Annotated in this window: 9 protein-coding genes; 3 read left to right on the top strand and 6 right to left on the bottom strand. The window is 68.7% G+C overall.

Going from position 1 to position 12,702, the window contains the following annotated elements; genetic code table 11:
* Positions 1–5 precede the first annotated feature (5 nt).
* Positions 6–1,268 carry an amidohydrolase family protein gene (locus IT779_RS23425; protein WP_196151549.1) on the top strand — a complete coding sequence of 421 codons (1,263 nt, stop codon included), beginning with the start codon at positions 6–8 and terminating at the stop codon, positions 1,266–1,268.
* 3 nt (positions 1,269–1,271) lie between these two features.
* Here the strand turns inward: IT779_RS23425 and IT779_RS23420 are convergent, their stop codons facing one another.
* The 5 genes from IT779_RS23420 to IT779_RS23400 all read right to left on the bottom strand — a co-directional run bounded on the left by IT779_RS23420 (position 1,272) and on the right by IT779_RS23400 (position 7,604).
* Entirely contained in the window at positions 1,272–2,105 is an 834-nt protein-coding gene (locus tag IT779_RS23420; RefSeq protein ID WP_196151548.1) for an SDR family NAD(P)-dependent oxidoreductase, read from the bottom strand.
* A complete protein-coding gene (locus tag IT779_RS23415; protein WP_198428862.1) occupies positions 2,102–2,767 on the bottom strand; it encodes an SRPBCC family protein in 666 nt (221 codons plus the stop codon). Before IT779_RS23415 ends, IT779_RS23420 begins: the two co-directional genes overlap by 4 nt.
* Positions 2,768–2,847: 80 nt before the next feature.
* Complete coding sequence (locus IT779_RS23410; protein WP_196151547.1) at positions 2,848–4,101, bottom strand: ABC transporter substrate-binding protein; 1,254 nt, start codon at positions 4,099–4,101, stop codon at positions 2,848–2,850.
* 57 nt (positions 4,102–4,158) lie between these two features.
* Complete coding sequence (locus IT779_RS23405) at positions 4,159–4,875, bottom strand: ABC transporter ATP-binding protein (RefSeq protein ID WP_196151546.1); 717 nt, start codon at positions 4,873–4,875, stop codon at positions 4,159–4,161.
* Positions 4,872–7,604: a branched-chain amino acid ABC transporter permease/ATP-binding protein gene (locus IT779_RS23400; RefSeq protein WP_196151545.1), complete on the bottom strand. Its 2,733-nt coding sequence runs from the start codon at positions 7,602–7,604 to the stop codon at positions 4,872–4,874. Before IT779_RS23400 ends, IT779_RS23405 begins: the two co-directional genes overlap by 4 nt.
* Positions 7,605–8,052: 448 nt before the next feature.
* Here IT779_RS23400 and IT779_RS23395 point away from each other — a divergent pair, with 448 nt between their 5' ends.
* Positions 8,053–10,278, top strand: a complete 2,226-nt coding sequence (locus IT779_RS23395; protein ID WP_196151544.1) for an acyl-CoA dehydrogenase family protein — start codon at positions 8,053–8,055, stop codon at positions 10,276–10,278.
* A gap of 61 nt (positions 10,279–10,339) precedes the next feature.
* On the opposite strand, the gene IT779_RS23390 is transcribed toward IT779_RS23395, so the two are convergent.
* Positions 10,340–11,245 carry a TetR family transcriptional regulator gene (locus tag IT779_RS23390; RefSeq protein WP_332838936.1) on the bottom strand — a complete coding sequence of 302 codons (906 nt, stop codon included), beginning with the start codon at positions 11,243–11,245 and terminating at the stop codon, positions 10,340–10,342.
* A gap of 148 nt (positions 11,246–11,393) precedes the next feature.
* Between IT779_RS23390 and IT779_RS23385 the strand changes: the two genes are divergently transcribed.
* Positions 11,394–12,611: an acyl-CoA dehydrogenase family protein gene (locus IT779_RS23385; protein ID WP_196151543.1), complete on the top strand. Its 1,218-nt coding sequence runs from the start codon at positions 11,394–11,396 to the stop codon at positions 12,609–12,611.
* Positions 12,612–12,702: the final 91 nt, after the last annotated feature.

The raw sequence follows: 12,702 nt of genomic DNA, 5'->3' as shown, positions 1-12,702 counted from the left end.
TCGAAATGCGTTGTGAGGACTTGATTCTCGTCAGTATCGACGACCACGTGGTGGAACCGCCGGATATGTTCCACCGCCACGTGCCCGCGAAATACGTCGACGAGGCGCCGCGGGTCATCGTCACCGACGATGGCATCGACCAGTGGGTGTATCAGGGCAAACCGACCGGGGTCAGCGGCCTCAACGCGGTGGTGTCGTGGCCCGCCGAGGAATGGGGGCGCGACCCGGCCCGCTTCGCCGAGATGCGGCCCGGCGTCTACGACGTGCACGAGCGCGTCCGTGACATGAACCGCAACGGCATCGTCGGCTCGATGTGCTTCCCGACGTTCACCGGATTCTCCGCGCGCCACCTGAACCAGCATCAGGCCGACGTGACCATCGTGATGGTGCAGGCGTACAACGACTGGCACATCGACGAGTGGTGCGGCGCCTACCCCGACCGGTTCCTCCCGCTGGCGCTGATGCCGACCTGGAATCCGGAAGCGATGTGCGCGGAGATCCGCCGGGTGGCCGCCAAGGGCTGCCGCGCGATCACCATGCCCGAGATCCCGCACCTCGAGGGTCTGCCCAGCTATCACGACATCGACTACTGGGGTCCGGTGTTCCGCACGCTCGTCGACGAGAACGTGGTGATGTGCCTGCACATCGGCTCGGGACTCGGCGCCATTTCGATGGCCGACGACGCGCCGATCGACAATATGATCGTGCTGGCCACCCAGGTGTCGGCGATCACCGCACAGGATCTGCTGTGGGGGCCCGCGATGCGCGCGTTCCCCGGACTCAAGTTCGCGTTCTCCGAAGGCGGGATCGGCTGGATTCCGTTCTTCCTCGATCGGTGCGACCGCCACTACACCAATCAGCGGTGGCTGCGCCGCGACTTCGGCGGGAAACTGCCGAGCGAGGTGTTCAAGGAACACTCGCTGGCCTGCTACGTCACCGACCCGACCGCGTTGAAACTGCGCCACGAGATCGGCATCGACATCATCGCCTGGGAATGCGACTACCCCCATTCGGACTGCTTCTGGCCCGACGCCGCCGAGAAGGTGCTCGCCGAACTCGACGGAGCGGGCGCCGACGACAGCGATATCGACAAGATCACCTGGCAGAATTCGTGCCGATTCTTCGACTGGGATCCGTTCGGGGGCAAGCGGCGCGAGGACGTCACCGTCGGCGCGCTGCGGGCGGCGGCCACCGATGTCGACGTCTCCATCCGCTCGCGCGCCGAATGGGCCCGACTCTACGAGCAGGCCCACGCCACGGCCGGATAGCGGTCAGTTCTTCTTCGAGCGCGAATTCATCAGCCGGGCGCCGCGCGCCAGCAGCGTCGTGTAGGAGACCCCGAGAACGCGCGGCAATGCCGCCATGACGCGGCCGTCGGGACCGACGAGAATCCTGGCGCGATTCTTGTCGACACCGCGCAGTATCACCTCGGCCGCCTTCTCGGGGGTGGTCATGGCGGCTTTGTCGAACAGGGTCCTCGCGATATCGGCGTCGGCTTCGGCGGTCCGCATATTGGCGCCGAAGTTCGTCTTCACCACGCCGGGATGCACGCAGTGCACCGATACCGGGAGGTTGTCGAGGATCATTTCCTGGCGCAGCGCTTCGGTGAGACCGCGCACCGCGAATTTCGACGCGCTGTAGGCGCCCTGGGCGGGCACCGCGATCAGGCCGAACGCACTGGACATGGTGATCAGGTGCGACGGTTTCGCCGCGGTGCCCGTTTCCAGGAGTTGCGGCAGGAATGCCTTGATGCCGTTGACGACACCGCCGATATTGATGCCGAACAGCCAGTCGAGATCGGCCGGGTCCATGTCGGCGATATTGGCCATCAGGTCGACGCCCGCGTTGTTGAACACCATCGAGGCGGGACCGAGATCGGTGCGCACCTGCTCGGCGTGCGCGGAGAACGCCGCGCGGTCGGCGACGTCGAGCGGGTAGGTGGTGACGCTGCCCGCCGGACCCGCGGACGCGGTCTCGGCCAGGCCCTTCGGGTCGATGTCGGAGGCCGCGACTCGGGCGCCGTCGCGGGCGAGGGCGATGGTCAACGCGCGGCCGATGCCCGAACCCGCGCCGGTGACCACCGCGACACGATCCTGATATCTCATGCCGGTTCTCCCTTGTCACGGACGCGAGCGTCCCCGTTGTCACGGACGCGAGCGTCCCCGTTGTCACGGACGCGAGCGTCCCCGTTGTCACGGACGCGAGCGTCCCCGTTGTCACGGACGCGAGCGTCCCCGTTGTCACGGACGCGAGCGTCCCCGTTGTCACCGACGCGAGCGTCCCCCTTGTCACCGACGCGAGCATCGGCTTCGGCGATGCTCTTGATGCGCGCGACCGAGGCGTCGAGATTGGCCTGCAGGTCGGTGCGGCGGTCGCGGACGAACAGGAACAGCCGCTCGAAGGCGAGCACGCTGTTCGGCAGTGCGACGCACATGCGGAAGGTCTCGGTCAGGCGGGTGGTGCCGGGCGCGGCGCCGGGTTCGACAAGGTAGGTCCACTGCGTCCAGTCGCCGCCCATGACCTTGACGACGAAGGAGAACCGCTGTCCCGGAACCGATTCGACGATCTCCGCGTCGGTTCGCCACACTCCGAGCCGCCGTCGGTTCCAGGAGCGGAACCGCTGCGCGTCGAGGTGGCGCACGCGGACGGTCTCGGTGCTCCACTCGGGGATGCGGGTGACGTCGGAGACCAGTGCGTAGACGGTGTCGATCTCGGCGTCGACCTCGGTCGAGGAGCTCAAGGTCTCCTCCGCTTGCAACCGCTGCATGTCGTGCCTTTCTGTGATCGGGTACCGCGAACACGCCGCGACGCCCGCCCGGGTGCCGGGCGGGCGCCGTCCGCAACGTGTCAGCGGGCCGTACCGGGCAGGGAGAAGATACCTTTCGTGTCGATCGGCTTGATGTCGACCAGAGTGCCGTCCTCCTTCGCGGTGCCGAGCAGGGCGCCGTCGGAGCAGATGTTGGGCACGACCGGGATGGGCTTGCTGCCGCACTGGAAGGTGCCGCCGCCGGAGAGCGGGAGCGGCTTCGGCTCGGGCATCGCGCTCAGGCGCGCGAGGGTGGATTCGCGGGTGATCTCACCCGGGGCGCCGTTCAACGCCGACTGCAGGCTCAGGATCGTCCGGTAGATCGAGGCGGCGCGCTGCGGATCCTTGGCTCCCGACCCGTCGACCACCGCGGCGAAGAGCTTGCCGTCCTCGGTCGAGGTGTCGAACACCGCGTTGGCGACGACCTTCACACCCTCGTAGCCGCCGGGGATCTGCGCGGCGGCGTCCGCGCTGCCGACGCACTGGGTCACCGACATGACCGGCTGGCTGGTGTTCAGCGTCTTCATGGCCTTGAGCGCGGCGGTGCAGAACGAGACGTCGCCGAGCAAGTGGAACATCTCGGGCTTCTTCTCGAGCGCGGCCTGGACCTGCGGGGTCATATCGGCGGTGCCGAGCGGCACGGGCACCACATCGACCTGCGCGCCCGCGTTGCCGAACGCGAACGGCCCGAGCTGCTTGAGCGGGTCGACCGCGGTCGGCGAGTCGACGGTCATGATGGCGACCTTCTTGTAGCCGTTCTGCTTCGCGTACGCCGCGGGCACGCCCGCCAGCGAGTTGAGCGCGTTGACCAGCACGAAGGTGTTCGGCAGCATCATCGACTGCTGGCCGCCCGCGGCGGTGAGGTAGGCCATGGAGGACGGCGAGGTGATGGCGGCGACGGTGTCGGCGTTGTTGGCCTCACCGCTGACCACGGCCACCGCGTCGGACTGCACGAACTTGTTGGCGCAGTTGCGCGACAGACTGACCTGGATCTCGTCCTCGCACGCGATCAGCTCGATCGGGCGGCCGTTGATGCCGCCGAGGTGGTTGTTGATGTAGGCGACGGTGGCGTTGGCGACCTCGGTCTCCTCGGTGTAGACCGGCGCCTTGGGTCCGGTGGTGATGAAGCCGATCTTCACCGGCGCACCGGTCGCCTTGTTCTCCGGGCCGAGCACGGACTTGTCGACCGGGGCCGAGGAATCCTTGTCGTCACTGGAACAGCCGGACGCGAACAGCGTGGCCGCCAACGCGATACACGGCAGCGCCAGCCATCGCTTCGTGGTGAGTAAGGACATGTCTATCTCCTGGGAATTGTGCTGTGTAGTGGGCTTGTTCGCGACCTCGTGTGCGGATCAACGTGCGGCTGTGGCGGATTCACCTCCGAGGTAGGCGGCCTCGAGCCGTTCCGGTGCGCCGCGCAGTTCCGCGGCGGGACCGCGCAGCGTGACGTCGCCGTGCACGAGGACCACCGCGTCGTCGGCGACCTCGAGGGCGAGCCGCACGTGCTGTTCGACCAGGACGATCGCCGCGCCGGTGCTGTCGGCGATATGCCGGACCGCGGGCAGCAGATTCTCCACGATGACCGGCGCGAGGCCCATGCTCATCTCATCGATGAGCAGCACTTTCGGTTTCTGCACCAGTGCCCGCCCGACCGCGAGCATCTGCTGCTCGCCGCCGGAGAGCGCGCCCGCCGCCACGTTCCAGCGCGGTATCAGCGCGGGCAGCGTCTCGCGGATCTCGTCGAGCGATGGCCCGCCGCGTTTGCGGGCGATCTCGAGGTTCTCCGCGACGGTCAGCCCGGTGAACAGCGCCCGGTTGTCGGGGACGAGCACGACGCCGGAGTTGTTGGCCCGCGCGGGTCTGCCGTCGGGCAGCCGCTTGCCTTCGACGCCGATCTCGCCGCCGAGGGCGGGCAGCAGGCCCGCGATCGTCAGCATGAGGGTGGTCTTGCCCGCGCCGTTGGGGCCGAGTACCGCGGTGACGGTGCCCGACGGCACCTCGAGGTCCAGATTCCTGACGATGGGGAGTTTGCCGTATCCGGCGGTCACGCCGCTCAACCGCAGGCTCATCCGACGACCTCCTCGGTGTACATGGTGCCGAGGTAGGCCTCGGCGACATCGCGGTCGCCGCGGATCTGCTCGGGCGTGCCGGAGGCGAGGCTGCGGCCGAAGTTCAGGACCTCGACGATGTCGCAGATCCGCAGCACCAGGCTCATATCGTGTTCGACGAGCAGGATGGTCACGCCGCTGGCGCGGATCGCCAGCAATCGCTCACCGAGCCAATGACTTTCGGTGGTGTCGAGGCCGCCCGCCGGTTCGTCGAGCAGCAACAGTTTCGGCTTGCCCGCCAGCGCGCGGGCGATCGACACCAATTGCCGTTGCCCCTGCGACAATTCGCCCGCCGGGGTGTCGCAGACCTCGGCGAGGCCGAGCAGGTCGAAGATCTCGTCGAGTTCGGCCGTGGCCGCGCCGTCCTCGCGCCCGCGACCGGACAGTCCGACCACGACGTTCTCCCGGACGCTGAGATCCTCGTACAGCTCGATCGCCTGGAAGGTCCGGCCGAGACCGGCGTGGATCCGGCGGTGGGTGCTCTTGTCGCCGAGGTCATTCCCGCCGAGCGACACCGTGCCCTCATTGCGCACCGAACCGCTGATCGCGTCGATGAGCGTCGTCTTGCCCGCGCCGTTCGGTCCGATCAGGCCGACGATCGCGCCCTGCGGCACCGCGAAACTCACCCCGTCCACGGCGACGACGCCGCCGTAGCGGACCGTCACGCCGTCCAGGACCAGCAGCGGATCGCCCAGGCGCACGTCGCCGTGGTCGACGGCGAGCGATGGCGCGGCGACCTGCGAACCCGCGCGCGGCGCGGTCTTGCGCCCGACGCGGGCCAGGGCGCGTTGCGCGGGTGCGACGATGCCTTCCGGATTGGTCAGCACGGTGATCATGAGCCCGATGCCGACGATCACCTGGTACCAGGTGCCCGCGTTACCGCTGACGTTCTCCAGCAGCAGGAACGCGACACCGCCCGCGCCGAGCACGCCGCTGAGGACGGCGCCGGAGATCGAGGTGACACCCGCCAGGTACACGATCGCGAACAGGGTGACCCCGGCCAGCGACGTGAAGGACTGGAACGACACGTTCGTCTGCTGATAGGCGAGCAGGCAGCCGCCGATGCCCGCGATGAACGCTCCGATCGCGAAGGCCGCCAACTTCGTTCGCACGACATCCACGCCCGAGGCCGCGGCCGAGCGTTCGTTGGCGCGCACCGCCAGCATGCGGGTGCCCAGGCGGCTGCGCCGCAGATACGCCACCGAGACGCCGACCACGACCAGCACCGCGAGACAGAACAGCCCGAATTCCAGGCGCGGATAGTTCTCGCCGCGACCGATGCCGATGCTGTGCCCGAAGATCTTCGGATCCGGGATGTTCACACCGCTCGACGGCACGAAATCCAGATTCCGGAACCACAGCGCCTCGATCGCGTACGCGAGAGCAAGGGTGACCACCGCGACCGTGAGTCCGCGAATCCGCAGCGCGGGCAATCCGACGACCACGCCGAGCACGGTCGCCACCAGCGCCGCGAGCAGGGGCGCGAACGGGAAAGGAACGCCCCAGCTCTCGGTGATCGGGCCGAGGATGTAGGCGGCGGCGCCCGCGAGCGCGAGCTGCGCCAGCGACACCTGACCCGCGTAACCGGTGACCACGACCTGGGATATGCCGATCACGGCGAGGATCAGCGTCGTGATCAGCGCGACCCGCAGATCGTTTCCGGACACGATCAGCACCACCGCGGTGACCACCGTGCCCAGGCCCGCCCACAGCGGAATTCGGCGCGGATAGGGCGCGTTGCCCAGTTCGGCGACGATGACCGCGCCGCGCGATGGCAGCGGCTTGGCCCGGATGACCAGCACCACCAGGATCACGATCAGCGGAACCAGTTCGACAAGTCCGCTCGAGGGCAGCCATTCGTAGGTGCGCGAGAGGTAGGTGGCCTCGGACTGCAACATGCCGATCACCAGACCCGCGAAGACCGCGGCCACGACCGAGGAGAACTGGCCGATGATCGCGGCGGCCAGCGCGGGCACGATGAACAGCGAGTATCCCGTCGGGCTCAGCGGCACGATGGGCGAGATGAGGATGCCCGCCGCGCCCGCGACCGCCGCGCCGATCATCCAGTTGTAGGCGGCGATCCGGTCCGGGGACAGGCCGCTGACGTAGGCGCCTTCCTCGCTCTCCGCGGTCGCGCGGGTCACCAGGCCGAATCGGGTGAACTTGTAGAGCGCGGCGAGGACCAGGGCCAGCACCACGATGCTGATACCGAAATAGACGCGGTCCTGCGGAAGCCGGACACCGCCGAAGGTCCAGATATCGACCGGGAAGATCGCCTTCACGCCGACGGCGTTCGTGCCGACCTGTTTGGCGGCGACGGCGACCATCACGATCATCAGCGCGATCGAGGCCACGGCGCGCGCGATGGGCGGCGCTTTGCGCAGCGGGCGGAACACGACCACGTAGACGAACAGGCCGAACAGCGCCGACAGCGCGACGGCGATCAGGGCCGAGACGGCGAACCCGGGGTCACCGCCGATATCGACGGATTTCGGCAGTCCGGGAATCAGGACGACGAACTCACCCTTACGCAGGAAGGCGTAGATGTAGGCGCAGTTCAACGCGATCGCCCCGGTCGCGAAGTTCAACACCCCCGAACTGCGGTAGGTGAGCACCAAAGCGATCGCGAGCGCACCGAATACGCCACCGCTTCCGATTCCCAACAACAGGAACTGGATATGTTGTGTCATGCCGGTCGTCCCGCGGGGGTGCCCGCCGATGCGCCGTGCGGGTTCCGGTCGACGATCTTTCTCAGATTCGTCGCGTTCCGCGCCGTCGCCGATCTCGATGTACCAAATCGCATCGCGTGCCTAACTTCCGCTCCGGGGGGCGAATCATGCCGAATCGGTATCACCGATCGGGCACGTCGCCTGACCCGCCGACCCTCGGGTCGAAACCACTGCATTTCCGTGTGACCTGGGCAACACTACGGTAACCAATACGGTAAGCACAATAGTCCAGGTGCGGGCAATCTTCGGGCGATATCGATGTCACCGTCGCCATCCGCATCGACGTCTTATGCCGGACGCGACGGATACTTGACCCGCGCCACAGTTGGACTAATGTCTGTACTCGTGTCCACGCGGTGGGGCCGCCACCGCGTTGGTCATCCGCCGCGACGGAGGAAGGACAGCTGTCGTGACGATCGCGTCGACCCCCGAACAACGTGAACTCGGCACCTACGTCGAACAGTTCGCCGCCAGGTACGCACCGCTGTCGGGTGCCCGCGACACCTTCGCCGGGCTCGCCGCGGGCGAACTCCCCGCCTGGTGGAAGGAGCTGACGGCCAACGGGTTCCACGCGGTCCACCTGCCCGAGCACTACGGCGGCCAGGGCGGCGACCTGCTCGACGCCGCCTGCGTCCTGGAAGCGGCGGGCAAGGCGGGACTGCCGGGGCCGCTGCTGCCGACCATGACGGCGGGGGCGATAGCTCTGCTCGCCGAAGCGACGCCATCCGTGCGCGTCTTCCTCGAACAGCTCGCCGGGGGCGCCACGGCAACGGTGCTGCTACCCCGGTCTTCGGGCCCGCGCGCGCGACCGGAGCGCACGGGGTGGTCGATCACCGGCGCCTCCCCGGTCGTGGCCGGTGCTCGCTCGGCCCGGTTCGCGCTGGTCGGTGCGGTGCGCGACACCGGAGAGACGTTGTGGGTCGCCGTGGACACCGCGCGGCCCGAATGCGTGGTCGAGCCGGTCGACGGGACAGACCTGCTCACCGACCTCGCGACGATCACCCTCACCGACTACCCGGTCGACACCGCCGACGTGTGGCACGGCATCGATGCCGACCGCGCCGAATATCTCGCGGTCGCGGCGACGGCGGCGATGGCGGCGGGCATCGCGCGATGGTGCGTCGAAGCGGCGACCGCGCACCTGCGGGTCCGCGAACAGTTCGGCAAACCGATCGGCGCGTTCCAAGCGCTGCAACACCGCGCCGCGCTGCTGTTCGTCGACAGCGAGCTCGCGACCGCCGCGGCTTGGGACGCTGTACGCGCCGCGGGCGACACTCTCGAACAGCATCGGATCGCCGCGGCGGGCGCGGCGCTGACCACGATCATCCCGGGCCCCGACCTCGTACTCGACACCATGACGATGTTCGGCGCCATCGGATTCACCTGGGAACACGACCTGCATCTCTACTGGCGGCGCGCGACATCGCTGGCCGCATCGATCGGCGCGCCCGGCCGCTGGGCCAGGCGGCTCGGCGAATCCACCATCGCGACCGAGCGGGACTTCACCGTCGACATCGGCGACGCCGACGCCGAGTTCCGCGCGGGCGTCGCCGCGACACTCGACGCCGCCCGAGCGCTGACCGACGACGGACCCGGCCGCCAGGGCGACTACCCGCACTTCGCGACCGGTGCGCGACGCGACACCATCGCCGCGGCCGGACTCGTCGCACCGCAGTTCCCCGCGCCGTGGGGAATCGATGCCTCGCCACTGCGCCAACTCGTCATCGACGAGGAATTCCGCAGACGCCCGGACCTGGTGCGTCCATCACTCGGCATCGCCGAATGGATTCTGCCGTCCCTGCGACGGGCCGCCACCGAAGAGCCGAAGCAGTTGATCACACCGACGCTGCGCGGTGAACTCGCCTGGTGTCAGCTGTTCAGCGAACTCGGCGCGGGCTCCGATCTGGCCGCGCTGGTCACGCGCGCCGAACGCGTCGAGGGCGGCTGGCGGATCAACGGGCACAAGATCTGGACCTCGGCGGCGCACCGGGCCGACTACGGCGCGCTGCTCGCACGCACCGATCCGCAGGCGGCCAAGCATCGCGGCATCGGATATTTCGTGGTCGACATGCGGTCGCCGGGAATCGAGATCAACCCGATCCGGCAGGTCGACGGCGACGCCCACTTCAACGAGGTGTTCCTCACCGACGTCTTCGTGCCCGACCACATGCTGATCGGCGAACCCACCGCGGGATGGGATCTCGCCATCGCCACCATGGCCGAGGAACGCACGGCCATCAGCGGATATGTCGTGCTCGACCGGGCCGCCGCGGTGCGCACGGTCGCCGCGACGGCCTCCGGCGAAGACCGTGACGACGCCGTGCGCGCGCTCGGCGAACTCGATGCCTACGCGAACGCGATCAAGGCGCTCGGGGTGCGCGAAATCCTGCGGCTGCTCGACGGGCATGGCGCGGGCGCGGCCTCCAGCGTCTCCAAGGTCGCGATGAACATCCTGCTGCGCCGCACCTTCCGCGCCACCCTCGCGACCACCGGGCGCCTTGCGATGGCCGCCGCCACCGAACCCGCGGTCACCGGGCCGTATCTCACCATGCCCGCCGAGTTGATCGGCGGCGGGACCAAGGAGATCCAGCTCAACATCATCGCCCAGATGATTCTCGGACTCCCGCGGAAGTAGTCGTCCGCATCCGGCGACGCGCGAGGAGATCCAGCTCGACAGCCCGCGCGCGCTGTCGATATCACCCTCGGTGGCCGACTCCCAATAGAGCGAGGGCGAACCCGGCGTAGTCGCGTGCCACGTCTTCCGGGGTGAGTGGACCGTCGTCGCGGAACCACTGCGGGATCGAGGTGCACATGGTGGCGATGGCGCGGCCCGCGGTGTGCGGGTCGGAGCAACACAGCCTGCCTTCGGCGGCCGCGGCCTCGATGGCGTGGTCGAGGACGCGTTGCAGGCGGCTGCGGGAATCGGCGATGCGGGTGCGGTTGGCGGCGGTGAGGCTGCGCATCTCGCTCGCGCCGATGAAGGCGAGCGCGCGGCGGTGGGTGTGGAACAGGGCGAGTGCCTCGACCACGCGGGCTACCCGTTCGACGCTGTCGGCCGCGCTGTCGGCGGCGGCCGATACGCGCAGGTGCAGTTCGTCCATGGTCAGGTCGAGGATGCGTACCAGGAGCTGCTGTTTGTCGGTGTAGTGGTGGTAGATGCCGGGAACGCTGAGTCCGGCGCGCGCGGCGACCGAGCGCATGGTTGTGCCGTGGTAGCCGGTTTCGACGATCGCCGCGACCGTGGCGGCGAGGACCGGGTCGAGCGTGAGGGGCGGGAAGTCGCGCCAGTCCGGGAGGTCGGCGGCGTGTTCGGGTTCGGCGGCGGGTGCCACCGCATCGACCGGCGCGCCGCCCTCGGCGAGCAGGTGCGCCGTGGGGACCTCGAGCACCGTGGCGAAGCGGCGTAGGCGCGCGACGGTGACTTCGGTGCGTCCGTTCTCGATCGCGCTGATGGTGGCGGGGCTGAGGTCCATGTGCGCGGCGAGCGCGCGCACGCTGAGTCCCGCTGCGGTGCGCGCCCGCTTGATGGCCGCACCCGATCCCGTCACGCCCGATGTCACCGGACTCGATCTCACGGCGCCGGAATCCGAAACATTCTCCACACGATCATTGTGTTCAGCCACACTGAACAATACAAGTAATTCGTGTTCGGTTTTCACACTCGGAACTTGACTGTCAACACCGCGAGTGGGAGATTCGTCGGGTACCGAGCGATCGTTCGGTAAGCACACTTCGACGAGACGAGGCGACGTGCCGATCGAGCTGTCCTACTCCCCCGAGGTCACCGCGCTGATCGAGCGGACGCGGGAGTTCGTGCACGGCGAAATCCTCCCCGTCGAGGATCGACACGGCGGCGACATCGCGGCCGCGGGCGGCGACACGCTGCGCGTGCGCATGCAGCGAGCCGCGAAGCAGGCGGGTGTCTTCGCCCCGCACGCCCCGGTCGAATACGGCGGGCTCGGGCTGAACATGTCCGATCGCGCGCCCGTCTTCGAAGCGGCCGGATACTCGCTGTTCGGCCCGACGGCACTGAACATCGCCGCCCCCGACGAGGGCAATGTGCACCTACTCGCCCACATCGCCTCGCCCGAGCAACAGGCCCGCTACCTCGCGCCACTGGCCGCGGGCGACATCCGGTCCGCGTTCGCCATGACCGAGCCCGCGCCCGGCGCGGGATCGGACCCCTCCGCGCTGCGCACCCGCGCGGCGCGCAGCGGTGGCGAATGGCGCATCGACGGACAGAAATGGTTCATCACCGGCGCGGACGGCGCGGGCTTCTTCATCGTGATGGCGCGGACCTCGGGCGAACCGGGGTCGCGGGGCGGGGCGACCATGTTCCTCGTCCCCGCCGACACGCCCGGCGTGCGGGTCGGTCGCCATATCGGCACCTTGGATCGCGCGATGATCGGCGGGCACTGCGAGGTCGAGTTCACCGATGTCACCGTGCCGGATTCGGCCGTACTCGGTGAGGTCGATCGCGGATTCGACTATGCGCAAGTGCGTTTGGGGCCCGCGCGGATGACGCACGTGATGCGGTGGCTCGGCGCCGCGTGCCGCGCGCACGATGTCGCGGTGGACCTGGTCGCGCACCGGGAAGGGTTCGGACAACGGCTCGGCGATCTCGGCATGATCCAGAAGATGGTGGCCGACAACGAGATCGACATCGCGGCCACCCGCGCGTTGCTGGTGCGGGCCTGCTGGGAACTCGACGAAGGACTTCGCGCCTCGGATTCCACCTCGATCGCGAAAACCTTCGCCGCCGAAGCCATCTTCCGCATCGTCGACCGCAGCGTGCAGATGGCCGGTGCGCGCGGCGTCTGCGAGGATCTGCCGCTGGCGCGCCTGTCGCGCGAGGTCCGCCCGTTCCGCATCTACGACGGGCCGTCCGAGGTGCACCGGTGGGCGATCGCGAAACGCCGTGTCGGCGCGGCGAAACGCGCGGACGCCGAGTCCTCGGGTCGGAAGTGACCCACCGACCTCGCCCGGACGCGCCGCGGCGACAACCGGGTATTCGGGCGGCGCGGTGTCGCCCGACGCGAAAGATATAGGGAGACAACCC

Origin of the sequence: Nocardia bovistercoris, assembly GCF_015674855.1 — a bacterium.
GTDB lineage: Bacteria > Actinomycetota > Actinomycetes > Mycobacteriales > Mycobacteriaceae > Nocardia > Nocardia bovistercoris.
The sequence above is the reverse complement of the archived record's forward strand: the minus strand, read 5'-3'. Positions and strand labels throughout refer to the sequence as shown.